Source organism: Carboxylicivirga agarovorans (assembly GCF_050589845.1).
GTDB classification, from domain to species: domain Bacteria; phylum Bacteroidota; class Bacteroidia; order Bacteroidales; family Marinilabiliaceae; genus Carboxylicivirga; species Carboxylicivirga agarovorans.
Window position 1 is genome coordinate 14,964 of sequence record NZ_JBNGPA010000025.1, and the last position, 24,764, is coordinate 39,727.

Annotated in this window: 19 protein-coding genes; 6 read left to right on the forward strand and 13 right to left on the reverse strand. The window is 39.9% G+C overall.

What is annotated here, in order from left to right; genetic code table 11:
• The first annotated feature begins 40 nt into the window (after nt 1-40).
• Nucleotides 41-1,549 (forward strand): M28 family peptidase, encoded by a 1,509-nt coding sequence (locus ACRD69_RS18950; RefSeq protein WP_430816705.1) that lies wholly within the window; start codon nt 41-43, stop codon nt 1,547-1,549.
• Between the two features lie 88 nt (nt 1,550-1,637).
• Here ACRD69_RS18950 and ACRD69_RS18955 read toward each other — a convergent pair whose 3' ends face one another.
• The 6 genes from ACRD69_RS18955 to ACRD69_RS18980 all read right to left on the reverse strand — a co-directional run bounded on the left by ACRD69_RS18955 (nt 1,638) and on the right by ACRD69_RS18980 (nt 9,950).
• Nucleotides 1,638-2,120, reverse strand: a complete 483-nt coding sequence (locus tag ACRD69_RS18955; protein ID WP_430816706.1) for an arsinothricin resistance N-acetyltransferase ArsN1 family B — start codon at nt 2,118-2,120, stop codon at nt 1,638-1,640.
• Between the two features lie 163 nt (nt 2,121-2,283).
• The gene (gene glmS / locus ACRD69_RS18960) at nt 2,284-4,119 is read right to left on the reverse strand and encodes a glutamine--fructose-6-phosphate transaminase (isomerizing) (RefSeq protein WP_430816707.1); all 1,836 of its coding nucleotides are present in this window, start codon (nt 4,117-4,119) and stop codon (nt 2,284-2,286) included.
• A 140-nt stretch (nt 4,120-4,259) separates the two neighbouring features.
• The gene (gene nagB / locus ACRD69_RS18965; protein ID WP_430816708.1) at nt 4,260-5,066 is read right to left on the reverse strand and encodes a glucosamine-6-phosphate deaminase; all 807 of its coding nucleotides are present in this window, start codon (nt 5,064-5,066) and stop codon (nt 4,260-4,262) included.
• A 24-nt stretch (nt 5,067-5,090) separates the two neighbouring features.
• Entirely contained in the window at nt 5,091-7,079 is a 1,989-nt protein-coding gene (locus tag ACRD69_RS18970) for a DUF4954 family protein (protein ID WP_430816709.1), read from the reverse strand.
• 249 nt (nt 7,080-7,328) lie between these two features.
• Nucleotides 7,329-9,131 (reverse strand): DUF4270 family protein, encoded by a 1,803-nt coding sequence (locus ACRD69_RS18975; RefSeq protein ID WP_430816710.1) that lies wholly within the window; start codon nt 9,129-9,131, stop codon nt 7,329-7,331.
• A gap of 12 nt (nt 9,132-9,143) precedes the next feature.
• Nucleotides 9,144-9,950, reverse strand: a complete 807-nt coding sequence (locus ACRD69_RS18980) for a glycogen/starch synthase (RefSeq protein ID WP_430816711.1) — start codon at nt 9,948-9,950, stop codon at nt 9,144-9,146.
• A gap of 257 nt (nt 9,951-10,207) precedes the next feature.
• Between ACRD69_RS18980 and panC the strand changes: the two genes are divergently transcribed.
• From panC to radA, 4 genes are all read left to right on the forward strand, one after another.
• Nucleotides 10,208-11,053, forward strand: coding sequence for a pantoate--beta-alanine ligase (gene panC, locus ACRD69_RS18985; protein WP_430816712.1), 846 nt, complete (start codon nt 10,208-10,210; stop codon nt 11,051-11,053).
• Nucleotides 11,054-11,058: 5 nt separating this feature from the next.
• Complete coding sequence (panD, locus tag ACRD69_RS18990; RefSeq protein WP_430816713.1) at nt 11,059-11,409, forward strand: aspartate 1-decarboxylase; 351 nt, start codon at nt 11,059-11,061, stop codon at nt 11,407-11,409.
• Nucleotides 11,410-11,559: 150 nt separating this feature from the next.
• The gene (rfaE2, locus tag ACRD69_RS18995; protein ID WP_430816714.1) at nt 11,560-12,054 is read left to right on the forward strand and encodes a D-glycero-beta-D-manno-heptose 1-phosphate adenylyltransferase; all 495 of its coding nucleotides are present in this window, start codon (nt 11,560-11,562) and stop codon (nt 12,052-12,054) included.
• An 81-nt stretch (nt 12,055-12,135) separates the two neighbouring features.
• Nucleotides 12,136-13,503 carry a DNA repair protein RadA gene (gene radA, locus ACRD69_RS19000; RefSeq protein ID WP_430816715.1) on the forward strand — a complete coding sequence of 456 codons (1,368 nt, stop codon included), beginning with the start codon at nt 12,136-12,138 and terminating at the stop codon, nt 13,501-13,503.
• Here radA and ACRD69_RS19005 read toward each other — a convergent pair whose 3' ends face one another.
• The 4 genes from ACRD69_RS19005 to ACRD69_RS19020 all read right to left on the reverse strand — a co-directional run bounded on the left by ACRD69_RS19005 (nt 13,504) and on the right by ACRD69_RS19020 (nt 20,041).
• Entirely contained in the window at nt 13,504-16,821 is a 3,318-nt protein-coding gene (locus ACRD69_RS19005; RefSeq protein WP_430816716.1) for a ligand-binding sensor domain-containing protein, read from the reverse strand.
• Nucleotides 16,822-16,902: 81 nt separating this feature from the next.
• Nucleotides 16,903-18,669: a sensor histidine kinase gene (locus tag ACRD69_RS19010; protein ID WP_430816717.1), complete on the reverse strand. Its 1,767-nt coding sequence runs from the start codon at nt 18,667-18,669 to the stop codon at nt 16,903-16,905.
• On the reverse strand, nt 18,670-19,494 hold the full coding sequence (locus tag ACRD69_RS19015; protein WP_430816718.1) for an alpha/beta fold hydrolase: 825 nt from the start codon (nt 19,492-19,494) through the stop codon (nt 18,670-18,672). It abuts the gene before it with no gap.
• A gap of 88 nt (nt 19,495-19,582) precedes the next feature.
• Complete coding sequence (locus ACRD69_RS19020; protein WP_430816719.1) at nt 19,583-20,041, reverse strand: leucine-rich repeat domain-containing protein; 459 nt, start codon at nt 20,039-20,041, stop codon at nt 19,583-19,585.
• 329 nt (nt 20,042-20,370) lie between these two features.
• Here ACRD69_RS19020 and ACRD69_RS19025 point away from each other — a divergent pair, with 329 nt between their 5' ends.
• Nucleotides 20,371-21,471 (forward strand): glycosyl hydrolase 53 family protein, encoded by a 1,101-nt coding sequence (locus tag ACRD69_RS19025; RefSeq protein WP_430816720.1) that lies wholly within the window; start codon nt 20,371-20,373, stop codon nt 21,469-21,471.
• 126 nt (nt 21,472-21,597) lie between these two features.
• On the opposite strand, the gene ACRD69_RS19030 is transcribed toward ACRD69_RS19025, so the two are convergent.
• The 3 genes from ACRD69_RS19030 to ACRD69_RS19040 form a co-directional block, all read right to left on the reverse strand.
• Entirely contained in the window at nt 21,598-22,704 is a 1,107-nt protein-coding gene (locus ACRD69_RS19030) for an Sb-PDE family phosphodiesterase (protein WP_430816721.1), read from the reverse strand.
• A 123-nt stretch (nt 22,705-22,827) separates the two neighbouring features.
• The gene (locus tag ACRD69_RS19035; RefSeq protein WP_430816722.1) at nt 22,828-23,019 is read right to left on the reverse strand and encodes a hypothetical protein; all 192 of its coding nucleotides are present in this window, start codon (nt 23,017-23,019) and stop codon (nt 22,828-22,830) included.
• A gap of 155 nt (nt 23,020-23,174) precedes the next feature.
• Nucleotides 23,175-24,644: a methyl-accepting chemotaxis protein gene (locus ACRD69_RS19040; RefSeq protein ID WP_430816723.1), complete on the reverse strand. Its 1,470-nt coding sequence runs from the start codon at nt 24,642-24,644 to the stop codon at nt 23,175-23,177.
• Nucleotides 24,645-24,764: the final 120 nt, after the last annotated feature.

Genomic DNA, 24,764 nt, shown 5'->3' on the forward strand with positions numbered 1-24,764 from the left:
CAGAACCAGATATAAAACACGATAAAAAATCTACAATTACATGAGAAACCCACTACGCACTGTGCTTCTGATTTTTATAGTAACCGTTTCCCAAATAGTAGCCGAGGCCCAGGAAGAAGCCGAACTATTAAAACATTTTCACAGCATTACAGCCGAAGAAGTTTTTGGTTATGCCCAAACCCTTTCCGAACCACAGTTTGATGGTCGTCTTGCCGGAAGCCCGGGTTACACAAGATCGGCAGAGTGGCTTGCTTCACATTTAAGAGAATGGAATATCAAGCCAGGATATGGTGAATCCTATTTCAAACATTTTCCTCAAGATTACACAGTTGTTAAATCAAAGGGCTCACTTTCCGCAAAACTATACGATAAAAAGGGTAATCATATCGATAAAAACTACACATTCCCGGAACATTATTTCCCTGGCTCCAATTCAGCAAACGGAACCATTGAAGGCGAGTTGGTTTATGTTGGCTATGGCATCACTGCATCTGAACATGACTATGATGATTACAAAGCGATTGATGTTCAAGATAAAATTGTGCTGATAGAGCCTGGCCATCCAAAGCCAGAAGGCGCTAAAGAGTGGAACGACTGGGCCAGATATGCCGGTTCCTCAGAGAAAATGACGAATGCCCTGAATCATGGTGCTAAAGGCGTTCTTTATATTTCAAAACTGGCTAGTCCCGGCATTAAGTACAATGAAGGACTGATCTATTGTCATATCGATAGAAATGTGGTTAAAGAGTTTTTCTTTGCCAGAAACCTTGATTATAGCGCTGTGGCAGATGAGTTAAAGAAAAAGAATAAATCCCAAAGCCTCTCACTGAAACATAAAATAAGCATCACTGCCGAAACCGAGTACCACCCCAAAGGCTCATATGCCAATGTAATTGGTGTCATAGAGGGATCTGATCCCGAGCTAAAAAATGAAGTCATTATGGTTGGCGCTCATTTGGATGGACAGGGAAATTTAGGAGAACTGTTTCCCGGCGCGCTGGACAATGCTTCAGGTGTGGCCGATATTATGGCTGCAGCAAGAGCTCTGTCAATGCTACCGGCTCCCAAACGAACCATTGCTTTCTTTTTTATTGGTGCTGAAGAAAAGGGTTTACTGGGAGCGCGCGAATATGCCAAAGATCCCCTTTTCCCTAAAGAAAAAACCATTTGCTACATTAACTTAGATATGGTAGGTAATGGTACAGGCCTGTATTTTGGAGGAGGCCCCTCCTTTCCAGACATCTTCAGGCATTTCGAAGAATCAAATGCCAGCTACATTCACCGACCGCTCAAAACCCGCTATTTAAACCGCAGCTACAAGGGTCGGCCGCGAACTGATGGAATGGCTTTGTCTCAAGAGGGTTTCAGAGCATTGAGTGTGCATTGCACCGACAGGGTTAAAAAACTGTATTATCACCATCCGGCAGACACGCCCGATACATTGGTGCCGGAAATAATGGAAGACGTCAGCAAATGGCTTTATTTGGGCCTTTATTCATTAGCAAATGCAGAGACAATTGACTTAAATGAAGTCATAGAAGAAAAGTAAAATAAACCAATAGCTGCCTTGAAAGTAATTTTAAGGCAGCTTTTTATATCCATATGGTGCTGATCAACTATTCCGGGTGATCTTTGGTTCATAACAGCAACTCCCAATAGCCCACATCAATCCATTTATCAAACTTACGACCGACCTGCTTAAAGTGACCAATCTTTTGAAAACCCAGCTTCTCGTGTAGTTTTACACTGGCGTCATTCGGTAATGATATACCCCCGATAACAGCATGTATTTCCTTGTTTTTAAGTTCATTCATCAGGTGTGAATATAATCTTGTGCCTATTCCCTTTCCTTGAGCTTTATGGTGCAAATAAACCGAAGTCTCTACGGTCCTCGCATATGCTTTGCGCGATTTCCAGGCGCTAGCATAAGCATAACCAAGAATCTGATCATTCTCTTCAAAAACAACAAAAGGATAACTGGCCGTGATCTTCTTAACGCGATTAAGCATTTCATCAGAATCGATCGAATCCAGTTCAAATGTGGCAATACTGTGCTTTATAAAATGATTGTAGATACCTGCAATCAAACTGGCATCGGCTGGCTTAACCTGGCGTATCATATCAATGGTTTTAGGTGTTGATTTGCTTAAGATAAGAAAATCTGGAATAGGCATAAAAAGTAAAGCCCGGATGACGTTTCAAACGGGCTTTTACTGAGAGATAAACCTTAAAATATTACAATGAATGTCATTCAGAGATGAATGACAACGAAGTAATGCAACTTTATTCCACTGTAACCGACTTGGCCAGGTTACGTGGTTGATCCACATTACAGCCACGCATAACTGCAATGTGATACGAAATAAACTGAAGCGGCACGCAGGTTAACAAAGGAGCTATTGCTTCGTGACAATCAGGCACCTCTATCACATGGTCAGCCATTTTTTTAATCACATCATCTCCCTCGGTTACAATGGCAATCACTTTTCCATTGCGAGCCTTCACCTCCTGGATGTTACTTACAATTTTCTCGTATGACTTATCTTTTGTTGCCAATACAAATACCGGCATGTTTTCATCGATAAGTGCGATAGGCCCGTGCTTCATTTCAGCAGCGGGATATCCTTCGGCATGAATGTACGAAATTTCCTTAAGTTTTAATGCCCCTTCCAGTGCAACGGGGAATAAATAACCGCGACCAAGATAAAGCGCGTTATTGGCGTCTTTATATGTTTCAGCGATCTTCTTTATTTCACCTTCCGACTCCAGAATTGTTCTGATCTTATCGGGCACCTGGGTTAACTCACCAATCAAATTCGTATAATCAACATCATTTAAATGTCCTTTGGTTTTACCCAATAAAAAGGCCATCATTGTTAATACCGTAACCTGAGAGGTAAATGCTTTAGTTGAGGCTACTCCGATTTCTACTCCGGCGTGCGTATAAACACCAGCATGCGTTTCACGAGGAATGGATGAACCTGCCACATTACAAATACCAACGATGGTGGCTCCCTGCTCCTTGGCCATCTTGATAGCTGCTAAAGTATCGGCCGTTTCACCACTTTGCGAAATTGCTATAATCACATCATCTTCATTGATAACCGGATTACGATACCTGAACTCACTGGCATATTCCACTTCAACAGGAGTACGTGCAAATTCTTCAAACAAATACTCTCCTACTATACCCGCATGCCACGAAGTACCACATGCAGCAATAATTATACGTCTGGCCTGACTTAGCTTTGGTAATATATCAGCTATACCCCCCAGGAATATTTTTGAATAGTCCATTGCTATACGACCACGGAAAGTATCTTCAATCGATATAGGCTGTTCATATATTTCTTTTAGCATAAAATGCTCGAAATCGCCTTTATCAATTTCATCAATTGTCAGATTAACCTTTTGTATCTTTGGCTTCAGGGCATCATTTTCAATGCTTTTTAGTGTCAGGTTATCTTTTTTAATGACTGCCACTTCCTCATCATTCATGTAAATAACCTGGTCGGTGTATTCAACAATCGGGGTAGCATCAGAAGCCAGAAAGTACTCCTTCTCTCCCACACCTATCACCAATGGACTTCCTTTTCTGGCTGCTATTAGCTGATCTTTTTCATCGGTACAGGTTATTACCAGGCCGTAGGCACCAACGACCTTAGTCAATGCTAAACGAACAGCCATTTCAGCATTCACCTCTTTACTGATGTATATATTTTCAATCAGGTTAGCAAGCACCTCTGTATCAGTTTCACTCTGAAACTCATATCCGCGGCTTACCAATTCTTTTTTCAGGTGCGCATAATTCTCAATAATACCATTGTGCACAACAATGAATTTACCATTTTGAGACACATGCGGGTGCGCATTATTATCACTTGGTTCTCCGTGTGTGGCCCATCGTGTATGTCCCATACCTATTGAACCGGAGATTGATTTACCTTTGGTGTGACTTTCAAGATCTTTGACTTTACCTTTACACTTATAAACGTTGATATCACTGTTTATAAGCGCTAGACCGGCAGAGTCATATCCCCGGTATTCTAACCTCTGCAATCCTTTAACGATAATTGGGTAGGCTGTTCTACCACCAACGTATGCTACAATTCCACACATAGTTCTTTATTGTTTATCTGTATATTACTTTTTTACCAAATCAGTAACATGCTTAACCTGAAAAAAAAGAGGAATCTCCAACAGGAGTTCCTCTTCAAACAAATGTGTGTTATACCGATAAAGGTGTAAAACCTTTTTTGCTATTTTAATAAGCTTTCCGGTGCTAAGTTGTCTTTTTCAATATCCTTGAAATAGTTATAAGTCCCAACCTTTAGTTCATAGGTTGCAGCCTCATCACAAACAATAACACCTTTAGGATGCATTTGCAATGCACTAATGGTCCACATATGATTGACTCCTTCTTCAACAGCATGTTGCAAAGCTCTCGCTTTGTTATGTCCATTTACAATAATCAACACTTCCTTTGAATCCAAAACTGTCCCGACACCAACAGTTAAAGCCGTTTTTGGTACCTTATCAGGGTCATTATCAAAGAAGCGTGAATTTGCTAAAATGGTATCATAGGTTAACGTTTTAACCCTTGTTCGGGAGCTTAATGACGACGCCGGCTCATTAAAAGCAAGGTGTCCGTCAGGACCAATACCTCCTAAAAACAGGTCGATACCTCCCAGTTCCTTAATTTTATCTTCATAACGCTGACATTCTGCCTCCGCGTCTTCAGCCTGCCCGTCCAATAAATTGGTATTTTCAGGCTTTATATCAATATGGCTGAAAAAGTTGTCCCACATAAAGGTGTAGTAACTCTGCGGATGTTCACGCGGTATTTCACGGTATTCATCCATGTTAAAGGTTACCACATTTTGAAAAGACACTTTTCCTTCCTTATTCAGTCTGATCAATTCTTTATACGTCCCCAGTGGCGACGAGCCCGTTGGCAATCCCAGAATAAATGGCTTATTATCCTGGTGTTTGTTAATTCTTTGTGCAATGTAACTTGCTGTCCATGAAGAAGCCAGTTGATAATCCGGCTCGATGATTAATCGCATAGTAATCTATTTAAGGTTTATTCTCTACTTTAAGAGGATAAGCCTTTCCTTCAGTTCTTCAGCTAATCTGCTTTTTACCCTGATGTGATTACTGATGTCTTGCACAGACGGATGCTTCTCAAATTCACCTCGCACCTGCTCAAAGTCAGACATGCGTGTTTCTTCAGAACCATCAATACCAAAGCCCGTTTGGTTATTCAATGTGAACTCCTTGCGGGCATCGGCATAAACCATATTATCTAAATCAATTACACATTTTTTCCAGTCATCGACAAAAGACAGAATCTGATCTATTTCAGCTGTCTGGAAATCCAGATCAAATTCGTCTTTGAAGACTTTCAGGCACCAGGTCCATGCATAATCAAAATAGTTGTCATGCAACAAAGCATATCGGCTGTTGAGTTCATCCAAATCCGATATGTTATCATTTTGTAAATCATCAAGCAGGGTCATTACCCGCTCTTTGGGAACAAGCAAACCAGCCATATCTATCCACTCCCCATTTCCATAATCGGAAGTTTTCGAAAGGCTTTTTCTTAATTCACTTAACGATTCAAAGATAACATCTTCCAGCTTTTTTATCAGCGCATTGCCTAAAAATTTTATAATTCCCGTATTATATAACTGAATACCACGCCTTAAGGCGCCGTTAGCTATCTTTACACTATTATACATGTAATAGTCAGACGTAACACCTGAAGAAGCCATGAGATCTTTCAAAACCTTTTTACCGTTGATCATTTTCTGTATGGTAAAAGGGCTTAACAGGTTAAAGTTGATGAAATCCAATAACTTATCATCAGTACGCTTGTCGCGCTTAGGCCACTTTCTCGCATCACGAATGGTACCAACACTGCGTAAATTAACGCCTGGTGCCAATATACTTTCGTCCTTATTCTCGATTAAATAAGAAAACGGAAGCTGCGAGGTATCCGGATTACGATAATGGCGCCCCATAACCAATGAAAAGGCTCCTATTCGCGCGGGCCATAAGAGGTAAGAGTCACTGGTAGTTTTTGAGCCACGCTCGACCACACCCTGATGGATCGGTCCCAATTTATACATATGGTTACTCTGGTTTGAACCACTTCCTGCATTCATAAAAGAGAAGTAACCAGCAATTAACAATGTTGATTTATGGTGTGTTACAGTATATGGCCCTGCAAAAACAGAACAGGCTTCCCCATGAAAGCCCTGGCAATTGGCGAAGAAAACTGAATTTTCAGCAGAGTAGTGCTTCCCCAATTCACAACCTTGCCCGATAAAACATTTCGATAGTAAAGAACTATCACTTACTGTAGACCCTGAAGCTGCGATAAAATCCTCGGCAATTACCCCTGGGCCAAAATAACTTGGAGCTTTCTCTGAACTGTTGATTGAACCGTTACACAAACGATAGATCCCTTCGACTTTAGCTCGCGGACCGATATTAGTATTTATAATTGTACGGCAGTTAATTAGCTGAGCTCCTTCACTAATGGTTCCCATCGAACTGCAGATACCATGGCAATATTTATCAATCAGCTTTTGCAATTTTTCAATTACCGCGGGCTGATGTCGGTACATGGCCATTATATATGCCGTATGAGCCGATAATTCGTTATAAATTGAGATCTCACGACCTCCAGCTTCATTTAAAGCTGAAACCTGAACACCGTTTCCAAAACAGTTCTCTTTCTCAGTAATAATGGAATCCACATTTTCAATCACCACATTTGAATAAATATGGTAGTTGGCAATATGGTTTTTTACCTGATTGATATATGCATCGGATTCAACAATGCAATTATGGATGGTAGCATTAGAAATACCAGCTTTCTTTTCAACTCCCCCGGGGAAGGTGAATGTCCGGTTGAAGCTTCCCAGCTTTACATCGCCTGAAAGGGATACATTTCGTAATGCTGTTGCAGCAAAATCAATTGCTACGCTTATTTTCTGCCAATCCGCACATATGCAATTTCGTGCTTCAAGCAAGTTAATTTCATCTTGAGTTAGTGCCCGGTATTTGTTCATTCTCTCAGTTAAACGGTAATTACAAAACTAAAGTATGAAAGAATTGTATATGAACACCATACAAGAATGAAATGAAAGCTGACTAAAATAAAATCGCAACTACCTTACCCAATTACAAAGGAATAGTAAGAAGTCTTTTTGTCATACATAAGACATTTTGCTTTCGTTTTTAATTGTTTGCTTTTGTTTTACCACAAAAAAAGGGATGCTCCAAAAGAACATCCCCCTGTATTTCTTGGTGAATAAGATTTATCTTGGTCGATATTGATAATACTTGACATTCATTTTCATTCGTTTGTCAACATTTTCACCACCCTTGCTAACTTGCTCATTATCCTCAGAGCCACTGTATAGGATGACGCGCTGGAAATTAGCCGTTGTATTTTCAGGTCCAATAAAGAATTCCTTTTCATCTAAGCCGGCACCATCTTCATAACGCATGATGTAGTTGAAATAATCAGCACGCATAATAAAACGATACAGATACTCAATATCTCCATTTTCATTTAAGCGAGATACTCGCTCACCTGAACCAACACTATTCCCCTGGCTGTCTGTCGTTCCAAACACAGGTACGGATACTTCATTTCCATTAACAACGATTTGATAGATCGGATCTACCAGTTCCCCTTTATCATTAGGCCACTTAATGGTTAAACGACCAGGGATCGGATATCGGGCAACATCAGCTGAATCCATCGCTGCTTCCATATAAAACTCTACATTAGACACCATGTGATAATCAATAGCATTGAATGGCTCCGCCTGGGCAGGATTACCAATGGAATCAACCCAGGTTAACACCTCTTCCGGCAACTGCAAGCGCATATAGCTTCCTGCCATACCTTGAATATACAATTTGTCAGTAGACGGATCATCCAGCTTAATTGCATCATTCAGATCATGAGAATACCTGTTAAATCGAACATTTTCAAGGTTAATCGGGAATGAATAAGGAATTTGCTTAACAGTTGAATCTATGATTTCGTATGTATTGTCCTCTTGCTTCTTCCAATATTTATATTTACGTGATATATGCATGCTTAAATTAGTTGCGACATTATCACCACTTAACAGATTAATTTTTGTCAATGAACCCGTTCCTGTTTCATTGGAAGCAATATCAGCTGTAATGTACAAACCATTGAAAAAGCTTTTAAATGCAGCTGTCGATGACAGGGTATTCTCGTCTAATTCAAAAAATTCTCTTGCTCTATCTTCATCTAACTTAATACTCCAGTTTTTAATCTGCGTTGTATGTCCGTTAAAGCTATTGTCCATCACCGTATCTACTTTAGCAACGTCCCATAGATAGGAAGGATCACTCCAAAGGTCCACCGGATTATCCCATAGGCCGTCTCCCCAAACATCTGCATTCTTTAAGGAATCAGGTACCTCATTATTAGGATGAACCACCGCCTCACCTATAGCTATAGGATTGTAAAGCCCTTTCATTTCATGGTCGTTGTAATATTGATCAACTCCAGCCAAACCAAGGGGTGTGGTTAATTCATACACCTTAATATTTTGCTCAGAAAGCATATCGCCATACCAGTTATTAAACTGGTATTGCATATTCAAAACTAAACTATCCAAGATCCACTCATCATAGGGAAACCTCGGATCACCATTATTATTATCGAATTGATAATACTGGAAGCCTTTGTCGTCATTTTTATAAACAGTATCATTCCCGGTAGTCAAACTAAGACCATAGATACTGTCGATGTCAAAGAAAACCCGTCTACCAATAGAGAAATCGGTTACAAAATCGGCTTTCGTAGGGCCAAAAACAGGATCTTCAAACGTTCCGATTATACCATAGGTAGCATCGTCGGTACGCACATTACCTCCATCTTTCGTTCTTGATATATTTTGAGTATTCAAAATATGACCATCATAGTAATGTCCTTTTATCATTTCCCCCTCGGGTAAAACATCTCCGGTTATTCGCGCCGGTTCATCCTTACACGATACCGTTAAAGAAAGAAGGCCAATCATAAATAATTGGCCTGCTGATAAAAATATCTTGTTCAAAGAATAATTCTTCATACGTATAGTTTCTTAGTCTAATAATGAATCATAAAATCCATTGTAAGCTTCCACGTAGCTTTCTTCATCATGATAACCTAAAAATGGCTTACCTGACTGCTTAATAAACTCACTTATTTCAGGATTTATTGTCTCACTACCCTGAATAACACCATCTGACATAGAAATAGCTAACTTGGTCAAATTCACGTAATCGTTCCCAGCCATCACCTCTAAGTCACTATCTTCAACACCTTCAAGCTTTAATTTTTCTTTAAAATTTTCACTCCAAAGGTTTTTAAAATCATTGTCGTAAACAGTATATACCACCTTAGAATTCGCAAAATGCGGATCTTCGTTCATTGCCTTTTTAATGTACAAAGGAGCTAAAGCTGTAAACCAACCGTTACAGTGAACCACATCCGGAGCCCAGCGCAGTTTTTTAGTGGTTTCCAACACACCGCGGGCAAAGAAAATAGTTCGCTCGTCGTTGTCTTCAAACTCATTTCCCTCAGAATCTACCAAAGTCGATTTACGTTGGAAATAATCTTCGTTGTCAATAAAGTAAACCTGCATACGAGCAGCCTGAATTGATGCTACCTTGATGATCAGCGGATGATCGGTATCATCAATTATTAGATTCATACCCGATAAACGAATTACTTCGTGTAACTGATTGCGGCGCTCATTAATACAGCCGAATCGAGGCATGAAAGTTCTGATTTCTTTTCCTAATTCCTGGATGCCTTGAGGAAGGTAACGACCTATTTTAGACATTTCTGTCTCGGGAAGGTAAGGTGTTATTTCTTGAGAGATGAATAAGACTTTTGCTTTTTCCATTATTATACTGGTAGAATATTTTTAGCAAATGCAAAAGTACGAAAAATAAACCACCTGACAAATAAAGCCCTTGCACGCATGCTGATATAACGGTCAACAAACACTAAAATCGATGGTTTGAAACTATAATTTAACAAGGTTTTTGAATATTTTTAGGATATATGTGATAAGTATTTTATTACTTTGCCGAGCTAAATTTTATTGGCACAATTAAGCAGTCTTAATACCTGTTTATGTGCCACTTAAAAACATTAACCATGCAAGTAGTTAATACGGTAGAAAAACTACAACATCAAATCAGTGAAGCTAAGAAAAGCGGCCTGAAAATAGGTTTTGTTCCAACCATGGGAGCATTACACGAAGGTCACCTCACTTTGGTAAAGAAAGCTGCCAATGAGAGCGATATAGTTGTTGTCAGTATTTTTGTCAATCCAACACAGTTTAACAACTCAAAAGATCTTGAGCGCTATCCTCGAGACCTGGAAACAGACCTGGAAGCTCTTTCTACAGTCAAATGCGATTACATTTTCGCTCCTGCTGTTGATGAAGTATATCCAGAAGAAGATGATCGCCAATTTAACTTTGGAGACCTGGAAACTGTTATGGAAGGAAAATTTCGACCAGGCCACTTCAATGGTGTCGCCCAGGTTGTAAGTCGCCTGTTTGACATGGTCACTCCCGATAAAGCATTTTTTGGACTAAAGGATTTTCAACAACTGGCCATTATCAGAGCCATGACAAAACAGCTGAGTATGCCTGTTGAAATAGTGCCTTGCGATATCGTTAGAGAAAAGGATGGATTGGCAATGAGTTCGCGCAATATGCTGCTAAGTGAAGCTCAACGAAAAAATGCCCCCTTAATTGCCCGTACTTTAGTTGAATCTTGTAACTTTGTCGCCGATACATCGGTACAAGGTGTCAAAAAACAAGTTGAAGACGCCATTAATGCAGATACTGAACTTGAAGTTGAGTATTTTGAAATAGTGGATGGTTATACACTGCAAGCTGTTGACAACTGGGATGAGAGTAACTACATTGTTGGTTGTATAGCGGTATTTGCCGGTGAAATAAGATTGATAGATAACGTGACATACAAATTATAGGGATCATGAATGTTGAGGTTGTAAAATCAAAGTTGCACAATGTTTCAGTTACTGAAGCAAACCTGAATTATGTAGGAAGCATTACCATTGATGAAGATTTAATGGATGCTGCAAACATTATTGAAAACGAAAAGGTTCAGGTAGTGAATAACAACAATGGAGAGCGTCTTGAAACTTATGTTATTAAAGGCGAAAGAGGCTCTGGAGTTATCTGCCTGAATGGCGCTGCTGCACGTAAAGTCGCAGTGGGCGATGTTGTAATTATTATTACATATTGCCATATGACACTGGAAGAAGCAAAACAATTTAAACCAACTTTTATCTTTCCTGATACAGCTACAAACGCTTTGGTTTAAAATTATTTGGTATTTAACCGGTAATGTAAAAAATATAATGATGAAACCTCGACAGCTGTCGGGGTTTTGTTATTTTTGATCGTATGGAATATTCAGGCGGTTTTCTGAATACAAACCGGCAGATCGGCAATTAAACAAATAAACAGTTCAATGACACAACTGGATAAAATTCATGACAAGATAAAAAACCGGGAGGCGGCAAAGGCTATTGTTGCTCAATGGAACAAAAACAATGAAAGCATAGTTTTTACCAACGGATGCTTTGACATTGTGCACCGCGGGCACATCGATTACTTATCTAAAGCCAAAGACAAAGGCTCAAAGCTTATCCTTGGACTTAATACTGATGCTTCTGTTCAGCGCTTAAAAGGCCCTCAGCGACCAGTTGTTGATGAACAAAGCCGTGCTATTTTGATGGCATCATTGCAATTTATTGATCTGGTTGTATTCTTCGATGAGGATACCCCTTATGAATTAATAAAGGACCTGCAGCCCGACATATTGGTAAAAGGAAGTGATTACAATGCAAAAGACATTGTTGGTTACGACATATTAATGGCCAAAGGGGGTAAAGTTGAAACCATCGACTTTGTTCCTGGCTTCTCAACCACGTCTATCGTAGAAAAAATTAAAGAGTCGATGTAAGAATATTTCCTCCTGATTTCAAAGATAAACGTTGAATCACCTAGCGTAAGAATAAATTCAGGAGGAACAAAGAGATAATAAATGGCCAAAACCAAATCTGTTTTCGTTTGCCAGAACTGTGGCAATGAGTCACCCAAATGGGAAGGTAAATGCTATGCATGCGGAGAGTGGAATACTTTTGTTGAAGAAACCAAAATAACCGGTAAAGCTAAAAACAGCAGACCGGGAACTGTTATTGCAGAGCGAACAAAGCCCATGCCCGTATCCAGTGTTTCGGTGGAGGAGTTACCTCGTTTAAGCACTGGCAATGAAGAACTCAACAGAGTTTTGGGTGGTGGTCTGGTCCCGGGAGCAATGGTGCTGATTGGTGGTGAACCGGGCATTGGGAAATCGACACTGGTTTTGCAAACAGCATTAAACTTGCCCAATGTAAAAGTGCTCTATGTTTCTGGAGAAGAAAGTCCACAGCAAATTAAACTACGTGCTGACCGTATCTCGGGTGCGTCAGCCGATAATTGCCATGTCGTCAGTGAAGTATCTGTTGAGCATATCATAAAACATATTGACAACGAAAAGCCTGATGTTCTTGTTGTTGACTCTGTTCAAACACTGGAGACAGAACGCATTGAGTCAGCTCCGGGCAGCGTATCTCAGATTCGTGAATGTACTGCAAGTATTTTACGCGTCTGTAAGGAAAAGCACATTCCGGTATTTTTAATTGGCCACATCACCAAGGAAGGTAGCCTGGCCGGGCCAAAAGTACTGGAACACATGGTTGATGTTGTTCTGCAATTTGAAGGGGATCGCCACCATATGTACCGCATTTTACGCTCGATCAAAAACCGCTTTGGCTCGACAAATGAAATTGGGATCTTTGAAATGCTTGGCTCCGGCCTTCGTGAAGTCAGTAATCCATCGGAATTATTATTGGCCACCCAGCAAAAGCAAATGAGCGGTGTGGCTATCTCAGCAGCTCTAGAGGGTGTACGCCCATTTTTAATAGAAGTGCAGGCGCTGGCAAGTACGGCCGCCTACCAAAATCCACAACGATCAGTTACCGGTTTTGATTTGCGTCGCCTTAATATGCTTTTGGCAGTATTAGAAAAGCGTGCCGGTTTTAAACTGGCCCAAAAAGATGTATTTCTTAATATCGCAGGTGGTTTAAAAGTGAACGATCCGGCTATTGACCTGGCAGTAATTACTGCGGTGTTATCATCAAATATGGACATGGCTATTTCACCTGACATCTGCATGACAGGTGAGGTTGGGTTATCGGGAGAAATACGCCCCGTTACTCGCCTCGATCAACGCATTGGTGAAGCTGCTAAATTGGGTTTTAAAAGCATTATCATCCCAAGTTATATTAAAGGGGTTGAACTAAATAAGTTTGACATCCAGGTTATTAAAGCCAGTAAAATTGAGGAAGCTTTTAAATTCCTGTTTGCCTGATCAACAAACAGAAATATCAAAATAAAAGACAGAGCCTTTGCCTTGTTGACTTTCAACCCTGATAGTACCACCCAAAAGCCTTATAAGCTCTTTGGTAATGGCAAGGCCCAGGCCTGTTCCGCGGTAAATCTTTTCAGTTTGCCCCTCTAGTTTATTGAAGCGGTCAAAAATATTATCTATCTCCCCGGGAGGGATTCCAATGCCTGTATCTTTAACTGAACACTGCAATCGACCATTGTTGATCGAATAGCTGAAAGTTATCGAACCCTCTTCTGTAAATTTAATGGCGTTATTGATCAGGTTGGTTATGATCTGTTTTAATCGCAATGGATCCGTATAAACCATTACCGGCTCTTCTATTCTGTTGCAACAAAAACTGACTCCATCGATCAATTCACTGTTTTCACCTTTATATATGGCACAAATCTGCTCTATCTCTTCACGTAATTCGAAATTGGTTTTTCGTATGAAAATATTGGCCCCGGATTCAATACGTGCCAAATCCATAATATCGTCTATCAGTCGCATGAGCGTCATCCCATTAGCCTGTATTAAACTTCTGAAATAATCACTTTCTTCTTTCGATATACTTTTCTCATTAAGCAGGTCAACAAAGCCCAATATGGCATTCATAGGCGTTCTGATCTCATGACTCATGTTTGCCAGAAAGGCTGTTTTCAAGGCATCCGCCTTCTCTGCCCTTTCCTTTGCCATTTTAAGGTCTTTCGTGCGTTCGTCAACCTGTTTTTCGAGGTTCCTCCTGTGCTTTTCGAGCTTTTTATTGACCAGGCTTAGTTCTTTGGTTTTTTCCGCTACTTTTCTCTGAAGCATTATACGTTGCCTCCGGGTAGTACGATTCTTTATAAAGTAAAAACCAAACACCATTGATACACCGACAATAATTACAAGTACGTAAAACCAGTTTGTCAGATAAAACGGTGGTTTAATATTGATTTTCAAAAGACTTTCTTCACTCTCAAGTTTACCATTTGTTATAATTGACTTTATCCTGAACGTGTAATTATCGGGTGGTAAACTGTGAAAGGAAATAACATTTTTACTTCCAAGGTTTATCCACTCCTTGTGAAGTTCATCTATTTTGTACTGATATGTTGTTCGTCCCGAACTGGAGTATTCAAGCGTCGAATAATATAACTCAAACAGCTTATCCTTATGGGAAAGGTTTACTTCTGCGGCTTCACTTATGTGACCATCATAGATTTGGCGACCATCGGCAAGCGTTCCGTGATCAACTTTTTGATTTAAAACAGACAGTCCGGTCATAACCACCTTATGAGGCTGACGCACTTCAAAAGCAATATCTGCATTGAAAACATTGATGCCATTAATACCGCCACAGACCATGTCACCCCTCTTCAATAGAGTAATGGCATTGTAATGGAACACATTTTCCTGCAAACCATCTTCCCTGTAAAAATTAGAGAACACACCTGATTGAGTCTGGTATATACTTAAGCCATTTTGCGTTGTTATCCATATATTGCCTTTACTATCCTCTGCTAATCCAACAATGGAATTACTTGCCAGTCCATCGTTCATATAAAACCGGGTAAAACTTTGTCCATCATTGTTCATCCTGTTCAGACCAAAATTAGTTCCTACCCAATAATTCCCATGACTATCGGTTAACTGGCAGGTAGCCTGGTTGCTTGACAAGGAAACATCAACATTTTTATCGTGCTGAAAGTGTAAAAACGATTTGCTGCTTCTTTCATATTTATTAATACCACCTCCATAGGTTATCAGCCATATATCAGATGCTTCACCTTCCCATATCGCCATGACATTGCTACTGTTCAGATGTGTGTTGGCAGGATATGAATTAGGGTAATTTGTTAATTCACCTGTCTCCGGATCATAAACATCGGCTCCCCCACGTATAGTTCCAATCCATATTAAACCATGCGAATCTTTATATAAGGCTCTTATAAAGTCACTGGACAGGGCCGGCTGATCATCCTCAGGAGTGTTTTTCAGATAGGTAAATGTTCCGGTATTCTTATTAAGAATGCTAATGCCTCCTGTATAAGTACCAATCCATATTTCTCCCTTTTGAACCTCCAAAACTGTCAATGCAACATTATCGCTCAAGCCATTTTCAAGATCAAACTTTTGAATAACATTGAAATCTCTATCCAAACGGTTTAAGCCGTTTTCAGTACCAACCCATATTTCACCATCAGAATCTTCGTAAATACAATTCACACTCTTATCAGATAAACTATTTGGTTCACCCTTTTGATGATTATAGTGCTTGATGTTCCATTGATTTAACTTAGACATGCTAAAGCCCTTATCGTAGGTGCCGACCCAAAGTGTATTTGTATCATCCACCAATAACCTGGTAAGTGCATCTGATTGAATACTTTCATTCAGTACCGGGTTGTTTCGGTATTTAAAAAACTGCTCTGTTTCCCTGTCGTAACAGTAGAGTCCACCCCGGTCAGTGGTGATCCAGACGCGTTTTTGCGCATCCTCAGCAATACTTACCGGGAAGTTATTATTCAGGAAATTATACTCCCCTTCTTTCTTTTGAAAATAGTGAAATTCACCGGTTTCCTTGTTGTAATAACATAAACCGTCTTTCTCGGTTGCAAGCCACATTAATCCATCACTATCATAAAAAGTATCCCAAATCCACTTACTTGATAACTTGTTTTTAGGTGTTACAAATGTTCTTATACTATCGGTCTTTGTATTCAGGATATTCAGTCCTCCTCCATAGGTGCCGATCCATAATTCATCACCAACAATAGTCAGAGAAACTAGATTGGTACCATTTAATCCATCAAGCGTTGAATAATTCGTAAATGACTCGTCTTTCCGGTTATATTTATTCAATCCGGCCCCGGTTGCTATCCAAATCATACCATTATTATCTTCTGCAATGTCAAAAATATGATCGGAGCTAATGCTGTTTTTCAAAGAGTCATATACAAATACACTATTGGTCCTTCGTGATACATCCAGACAATTGAGCCCTCCTCCCAATGTACCAACCCACAGGCAGCCATCTGCACTTTCAAACAAACAATTGATAATATTGCTACTCAGCTTAAGATCCTTTTCACCATAACTGTTTATAGTCTGGAATTCATATCCGTCGTACCTGTTGAGACCATCAAAGGTGCCAACCCATATAAATCCCTTTGAATCTTTTAGAATAGCAGATACATTATTATTTGATAAACCATCATCAATAGTGATATGCCGAAACCTCATCCCCGGTTCCTGTCCGATGCCGATTATTGAGCCACAAAGCACTATTGATATGAGTAAAAGTCTTCGTAAAATCAAATGCAAGATATTTTTATAAGTAAAAGGCTGATTTAAAACTAATAAAATTTAAATAAAGCCTTGTTTACACAATGTTAAAAATCAAGAGTTTTCATTCCCTTCCACTTCACTATCAAGTGTTATATAAGGGATGGTAAAGTAAAAATTAGATCCTTCTCCCGGTTTTGATTCCAGACACATTTTACCATTCATTCTTCCAACTAAGTGAGAGCAGATGGCAAGCCCTAAGCCTGTTCCTCCAATATTTACAGTTTTCCGTTGCCCTACCTGTACGAAGCGCTCAAATACTTTATCCTGATGCTCGGGAGCAATGCCTATGCCTGTATCCCTTACGAAAAACTCAAGCTGTTTCTCTTTTAATTCATAGCCTATTTCTATAAAGCCCGAATCTGTAAATTTGATGGCATTATTAATTAAATTAGAAAGCACCTGCCGCAAGCGGGTACCATCTGTTATTATTTTGGCATCTGCATCTTTTAGCGGTGTATGTGTTAACACATCAATATGATTTTTGGAAGCATTGTGCAGCATAGAGATCATGTTGACGGACAGATCTGAGATCAACTCATTAATGTAGATAGGATGGTTGAAAATCTTGACCTGCTCTGCTTCTATCTTTGAGTAATCTACAATATCGTTAATAAGATTAAGCAGGTGCATGCTGTTTTTAAAAATGATATTGGCATACATATTCACTTCGTTCTCACTCATCACATCCTGACATAACAGTTCGCTAAAACCAACTATTGCATTCATAGGTGTGCGTATCTCATGGCTCATATTGGCCAGGAATGCTGACTTGAGTTTTTCTGATTCTACAGCTTTATTACGTGCTTCAACAATACTATTTTCATACGCTTGCTGTTCAGTAATATCGCGACCAATGGCAATAACAAATTCCTTGTCGGATATGGAGAATCGACGTGAATGAACTTCGAGTGGCAATAATTTATGCTTAACCTTAAAGGTCGCTTTAAATATGGAACTCGGCTTTTTCAGTAACCTTTCAAATTCCTCTCTTTCTTCAGGCAGATAGCATTCGTCAAGCAGATCAAAGGGATTAATATCACTCCAATCGCTTAAAGTATATCCGGTCATATTAACAACCGCATCATTTATCTCAATGCAACCGGCAATCTCATTATTTTTAAGCTCCCATATAAAAATGGCATCGTTGGCCATGTTAAACAGCTGCCTGTATTTCTCTTCACTTTGCTGCAACTGGCTTGTCCTCTTATCTACACGATCTTCTAATTCTGAATTTAACTGCTGTAATTCTTTCATTAAAATAAGACGCTCCCACTTATCAATAACCAATTGGATGATATGGTTGAAGGGATGCAGGTCATTTGAAAATGGTATGCCTGATTGGTTATTACTTATAAAAACAAAAACGCCTTTTTTTAAAAATCGTGTGCTAAATGTCAATGCTAAAAATTCCCTCGCATAAAAGGGTGTTGTCTTGTTTGTTAAAACAATGGCATCGGGTCTTTCTTTAATCTTAAAGCTTACAATAGGCTCATGATTAAAATCTTCAATGAGCTTATCTGAGAACTTAAAAACACCCTGACAGGCTTCTGTATTTAAAACAGAGCAATATTCAACAATACATTTGCAGTCGCCCGTTGAGTAATCATAACAGGCACAGTAGGCAATATCTTTTAAAATGGATATTTTCTCAAGAACCGAATGAATCAATACGGTCTCATCGGTAATGGATTCAAAACTTTCATTAATGAGACTAAGCAATAACATTTCCTCTACCCTGTTCGACAAGGAATTGTTCTCTTCCTCAAGCTCTTTTATGCGCAATTCAAGACTTTTTATCCTGTGGGGCTGGTCACTCATCTATTTTTGTATAAATGTGGTTAGGTTTTGGGCAATTAATGCCGGTTCATCTTCCTGGATAAAATGACCGGCGGTTGGAATTATTACTAACTGACTGTTCCTGATATTGTGATGCAGCTTCTCGGCGATTTGTTTACTCAGGTACACATCCTTATCTCCCCTGATAATTAAAACCGGCATTTTCAATTGACTTAACGCATCAGATATTTCTATCAGATCCTGATTGTTCAGGCAATGTGAAAAATGAAGAAAGGCCTTTCGTCCGCCACTTGTTTTCATCGGATACCAGAAGAAGTCCATTAACTCTTTATCAAGGCGATTGGTATAATACAAGCCCCGTTTTACGATGAACCGGAAAGCGCCCAGATCCAGTGAGGCCATTGCCAACTGCCTAATTATAGGCGTTCGCATGGTAATAATGGGCTGAACAGGCCAGAAATCATAAGCCACCGTATTAATAAGGGTCAAACTAAGGATAAGTTGAGGATAACGAACGGCCATTATCTGGCATATCCCGCCTCCCACATCGTGCCCCACCAAATGAACTTTTGAGATATGCAATAATTCCAGAAACCGGGCAAGAATTTTGGCGTGGTTCTTCAACGAGAATTCTACATCAATGGATTTGTCTGAATCACCACATCCCAAGAGATCAACAATGATCAACTCAAAATTATCTTCAAGAAAGGGAACAATATTCCGCCAGATAAAAGAGTACGTGGTGATACCATGCACCAATATCAATGGTTCTCCATTACCGGTACGGTAATAGACCAGTTCATGTTCATCAATAAGAATACTATGGCGATCTCTTTTTTTGAGCATTTTGTCGGTTTCTGCTCAAAAAGGTAGTGAGTATTTAATAAAAAAGCCACCCTTACGCGGGTGGCTTTCACTATTAGTCAATTGCACATTATAATTTAATCTTGCAGTCAGGCAACAACTTCGAAAGCTTATCTATTTCGCTTTGCGGAAGCGGGTTACCTTTAATTACCAATGTTTTTAGTTCCTTACAATTGGCAATCTCATCAGGAATAGACTTGATATTGTTTTTAGAGATGTCCAGCTTTTTCAATTGTGTTAACTGTCCAATTTCAGAAGGAATGCTTCCAATATTCTGGTTCTTAAAATATATCTGATTTAACTGTGTTAATTCGCATACTTCAACCGGAAATTCCCCCAACTTATTAAATGACATGTACATTAGCATATAACCTTGTGTTGCAGTATGCGTTACCATGCCCTCGTATTTGTTCAGCTCTCCCGATTCAACAGCTTTATCATGTGCATCTTTAGCAGCTGCATACTCATTCATTTGTTGTTTAGATGTATAAGCGCTGTAATCGCTCTTGAAAGCATCGTAGGCCTCCATACCGCGATTTTCAACCACAAGCTTGTGCTCAGTCAGGTTAACTTCAGCATCATTCCCAACACTATCTTTTTCATCAATATGATTTTTACAGAGTCATTTGTGCATACATCAGCCATCTCCCGATGATAAATGCTCCCCAAATACAAATAACTCTTTCAGGTTATGAGCAGTTGAACTAAAACTTACCTGATAGGTTACAATAATTCCGAATTATTTAGACTGAATAAACCCGCATTATGGATTAAAGTACTGGCAAGAAAATAACAATTAAGTTTCCTGTGATGTAACAAAATGCCATAGGCCAGTGTATCAATCAAAAAACAAAGTGTATGAAATTTCTCCATGTCGCCTGTTTAATTGCGATACTTATTACTATTCAGGCATGTTCTGACATAAAAGAAGAGCCTGCTCATGATTTTTTTAGTCAATATTCGCAAAGGCAATTTGAAATGGGATTCAGCACATGGATCTATGCTCCTGAAATTGAAGCACTGAATAACACTTACCGGTTTATAGCTGATAATGGCGATATCTATTGCGAACACATAGACAATAGCATTCCATGGAACGCCCTGATCAATGATCAAACATTGCCTGCTGAATTTACTGATGAAATAGAAAGCAGGGTTACACGCAAAATTCAAGAAAAAAAATTACTTGTGTCGGTCAGTTTATTGAATATTGATCGTGATGATCTGGCTTCCGATTTTGATGGATCTATACCTGAGTATTTTTCGCTGGATGATCAACACATTGAAGACGCCTATTATAAACACCTGGCTTATATTGCTCAACAATTACAACCCGACTATGTGAATGTCGCTATTGAAGCCAATGAGTTACTGATCAACAGTCCCGATAAATGGAACGGCTACAAGCGCCTGATGCGCTCGGTAAGAACACGTTTCAAGGCAGAGTTCCCTGGTATTGCTATTTCAGAGTCTATGACCTTGCACAACCTTTATAAACCAGAAGTGGCCGATGCCGGGAAATACATTGATGAAGTAACAGACTATATGAATACTTTAGACTTTGCATCAATCAGCTTTTATCCCTTTTTTAAAGGCTTGACAAGCAAAAGTGATTTTCAAAAAGCATTTGACTTTCTGCATACACATATCGATGTGCCAGTTGCATTTTCAGAAACCAGTTATCTGTCGGAAGATCTGTACCTCGATAATCTCAAACTAAGCATATCAGGTAATGAACAGGAACAGGACGACTATCTGCAAACCCTCTTATGCAATGCCCAGGAGCGTGATTACCTCTATACCATCTGGTGGGCTCACCGTGATTACGATGCCTTGTGGGAAACTTTTCCAGACGAGGTAAAGGAGATCGGAAAGCTATGGTTAAGTACCGGTATCATAAACGAAGACGGTAAAGAGAAACAAGCGCTTTCAAGCTGGAAAAAAGCTTATTTGAAATGAGCCTTATTCCGATTTAGTATTGATATAAGCATAGAAAAGCGCAAAGCTCACATGTGAAAGGTTCTTCCCCCATTCTATATGTGCTTTGCGCCACATATTTTCGCCCCTAAGCATTTACAGATAACCTTACATAAGGCTAAGCTGCAAATTTTTAAACATCCCGGTATGGCAGTTATCGAGTGTCACATTAAATGATCCTGCATCCTTATTCACACGGATCACAATTGTTTTTCGCGGTTGAAGTTCAAACCTTTCAGGTGCTCCGTTGCTCGTCATTTCATTAATAAATGAAAATTTCATGTCGCTTTGGTTGCTCAGCTCCATGTACTGGTATTTATCATCCGCGTGAAAGGCAGGTTTCAGCTTAACCGATGCCTCGAATAATTGTCTGAGCAGATCTTCGGGACCAGCCAGTTGCTGATCAAACCAGGCAACTGTTCTGGCCGATTCAATTGCTTCCCTCACACCATTCTGCGTTCGTTCCTTTGCGAAAAGTAAAGTCATTGGCCGATGACCATTCTGCAGATCATAGGCATAAGCACTTACACCATGAATATCGCTATTGGCAAATACAGCAAGTTTATGATCAACGCACCATTGTAACACGATCGGATACCATTCGGTATAATTCATGACCTCCATTCCCTGCACAAGTCCTTCTTGTATCAGCTTTTCATGCACCTCATATATCAGGCAGGTATCGGGTTGCTGGGCTTTCCACCCAGGATGATTCCAAAGCATCAGCGCTTTTTGCTCCTTAACAGTTTCAAATACATCATCCACCTCCTTTTTATAAAGCGAATCAGCATCACTAATGAAGAGTGCATTTAAGTGTCCCGGAGGCATACTTCGGGTTATCTCAGTCGCCCTGATCAATATGATATTACGCTTTTTTGCATCATTGGCTACAAGTTCATAGGAATGATTATGCCCATCGGTCATGTAGTTCTTATGCGGACGATACTCTATGTGATCGGTAATGGCCATAACATCTAAACCCTCAGTCCAGCATTCTTTAATACGAATACTCGGCCATACCAATCCATCTGAAAACACTGTGTGAATGTGGAAGTCTCCCTTTAGAGTCTGGTAGCCCGCAATATCGGGTATAAGAATGTTTTTACGCTGAGCGCTTTGCTCCAGGTCAAGTTGAATATTATTGGCATTGTTTTGCGCCAACAGCGCATTTACACATAGCAGGCCAACTAAAATGAAGGTGTGTAGTTTGTTCATTAGTTTGCAATTAGATGATCATATGCTGTAAAAATAAGAAACGTAATGGATTTTTAAGTTTGACCTATGTTTAATGATGTAGAAAAAATTGGGAAAAGAGGGCGCGGAATGATTACTACCGTTTTAAAAATCCCTTTTTAGTGTTGAAATGGCATTGTTTTTTCTTCGGTAATGCTTCGACCCCTCTTCGGTATTTCTTCGGTAATGCTTCGGATCAACCTCGCTGTCAGCGAGGTTGATCCGAAGCAGGCCCCTGTATGTCTTTAATACTGTACCTTTCAGTCCTTGCCTGTCTGAGGCTGTTTGTTGCTGCATACTATCCTTGATCATTACCCCGTGTAGTGGTTGTCAACCACTGCATACTGCTTTTAACAGTCACTACCAGCTGTGGCTGTCAACCACTGCATAGTGCTTTTCAAGACATTGGATGATTACAGGCAATTTTTGTTTGTCATCCTATGCATGCATCACTACTGATTACCCACTTTAAAAAAAGACACCAGCTGCTTAAACTTTTGTGCCTGAAACTTCAGTTCCTCAGCATTGCCTGTGAGTTCTTCGGCTGTTTCTGCATTGACCTGTGTTGAGCGGTTCAGCTCCGACAGAACTGAATTGATCTGCTCCGATCCTACATTCTGCTCATTACTGGCTGTATAAACTTCCTGCATCAGTTTGGCTGCCATTTCAATTTCGGGCAGCGTTTCAGAAACCAGCTTAACGGCCTCTTCTGACACTTCAACACTTGAACCTGATAGTTGAATGATCTCATCGGCTGCGCTTTTACTCATTTCAGCCAGGTTTTTCACTTCACTGGCAACAACTGCGAATCCTCGTCCTGCCGCACCTGCACGAGCCGATTCTACGGCTGCATTTAATGCTAATATATTCGTCTGATTAGCTATGTCATTGATAACAGATATCTTGCTGGATATGCCTTGTATCGCGTTTAAACTTTTATCGGCCGAGTTACCCACATCAAGCATCGACTTGGCCGCCTTAGCAGCCCTTGAGCGTGTTTGATCGGAGTTAGCCGTGTTCTGTTGTATGGATGCCAGCATTTCTTCCATAGAAGCAGAAACCTCTTCCAGCGAACTGGCTTGTTCGGTGGCAGCTTCAGACACTCTGCCTGAGCTAATACTCAGCTCTTCGCTTGCAACAGCAATATTATTGGCCCCCGAGGTTATTGCAGTGACAATATTTCTGATGCTTTCAGTCATCTGCTTAAGACTACCTGCTATTTCTCCCAGTTCATCCTTGCTATCCACATCTATATTGACCGTCAAATCGCCATTGGCAATTCGTTTACTGGTTCTTAGAATACCATCAAAGGACCTGTTAATGCGCCTGATAATTACCAGGCTGATAAGGATGGCCATCACAGCTATACAGATACTGAAGGCAGATATCTGGAAAACGGACGACTTTACACTTTCATATACGGGCTCCATGCTGCTTGAAACAATGAACAATCCCCTGATATCACCTTCACTCATTGAAGCATGCTTTTGATTTTGATTGTGACAAAAGGCGCAATTCAATTCATCATTATAGTAGACAGGACGAATAATACGCATTTCATTACTTTCCTCATCAAACACCTTTAGTGTTTCGAGTTTTTGATCCCGCAACATGTTTTCATATTCAACCTCTTTCTTTGTGGCAATATGATTCTCATTTAAGGCATCTTGTGAAACAATTCTGAAGGTGTATGCCTCTTTAAGCTTATCATCGGTTTCGTCCAGGTTGTCTTCCGACATACTCCCATCGGTATGATACCTTAAAAAATGCATGGTGTACAAATCAAGAATAGAGTTACTCTTGTTCTCAAGGTCATCAATACCCTGATTATATATCCTCAGCGATGAAATAATAAGAGCAATAGCCCCACATGAGAATACAGGCAAAATAACCAGCAGTAGTAGTTTTCTTTTTAGTGACATGGGTTTGGGGTTAAAAGTAAATATTGAGGTTTCGGGCTTGTCAGCTGAAAGGTTCCGGTCAGGTTTTCATTGTGTATAAAAAAATAAAGGTGATTAAGCTAAAAGTGCAGATGCCTGGCA

Bases quoted from the DNA above. Each gene is read 5' to 3' on its own strand.
- ACRD69_RS18955 (WP_430816706.1), bottom strand. From the start codon at position 2,120: ATGATACGCCAGGTTAAGCCAGCCGATGCCAGTTTGATTGCAGGTATC.
- ACRD69_RS18980 (WP_430816711.1), bottom strand. From the start codon at position 9,950: ATGGAAAAAGCAAAAGTCTTATTCATCTCTCAAGAAATAACACCTTAC.
- nagB (WP_430816708.1), bottom strand. From the start codon at position 5,066: ATGCGATTAATCATCGAGCCGGATTATCAACTGGCTTCTTCATGGACA.
- ACRD69_RS18950 (WP_430816705.1), top strand. From the start codon at position 41: ATGAGAAACCCACTACGCACTGTGCTTCTGATTTTTATAGTAACCGTT.
- ACRD69_RS19025 (WP_430816720.1), top strand. From the start codon at position 20,371: ATGAAATTTCTCCATGTCGCCTGTTTAATTGCGATACTTATTACTATT.
- panC (WP_430816712.1), top strand. From the start codon at position 10,208: ATGCAAGTAGTTAATACGGTAGAAAAACTACAACATCAAATCAGTGAA.
- glmS (WP_430816707.1), bottom strand. From the start codon at position 4,119: ATGTGTGGAATTGTAGCATACGTTGGTGGTAGAACAGCCTACCCAATT.
- rfaE2 (WP_430816714.1), top strand. From the start codon at position 11,560: ATGACACAACTGGATAAAATTCATGACAAGATAAAAAACCGGGAGGCG.
- ACRD69_RS19020 (WP_430816719.1), bottom strand. From the start codon at position 20,041: ATGGAGGCCTACGATGCTTTCAAGAGCGATTACAGCGCTTATACATCT.
- ACRD69_RS18970 (WP_430816709.1), bottom strand. From the start codon at position 7,079: ATGAACAAATACCGGGCACTAACTCAAGATGAAATTAACTTGCTTGAA.
- ACRD69_RS19030 (WP_430816721.1), bottom strand. From the start codon at position 22,704: ATGAACAAACTACACACCTTCATTTTAGTTGGCCTGCTATGTGTAAAT.
- panD (WP_430816713.1), top strand. From the start codon at position 11,059: ATGAATGTTGAGGTTGTAAAATCAAAGTTGCACAATGTTTCAGTTACT.
- ACRD69_RS18975 (WP_430816710.1), bottom strand. From the start codon at position 9,131: ATGAAGAATTATTCTTTGAACAAGATATTTTTATCAGCAGGCCAATTA.
- ACRD69_RS19010 (WP_430816717.1), bottom strand. From the start codon at position 18,669: ATGAGTGACCAGCCCCACAGGATAAAAAGTCTTGAATTGCGCATAAAA.
- ACRD69_RS19015 (WP_430816718.1), bottom strand. From the start codon at position 19,494: ATGCTCAAAAAAAGAGATCGCCATAGTATTCTTATTGATGAACATGAA.
- ACRD69_RS19040 (WP_430816723.1), bottom strand. From the start codon at position 24,644: ATGTCACTAAAAAGAAAACTACTACTGCTGGTTATTTTGCCTGTATTC.
- radA (WP_430816715.1), top strand. From the start codon at position 12,136: ATGGCCAAAACCAAATCTGTTTTCGTTTGCCAGAACTGTGGCAATGAG.
- ACRD69_RS19035 (WP_430816722.1), bottom strand. From the start codon at position 23,019: ATGCAGCAACAAACAGCCTCAGACAGGCAAGGACTGAAAGGTACAGTA.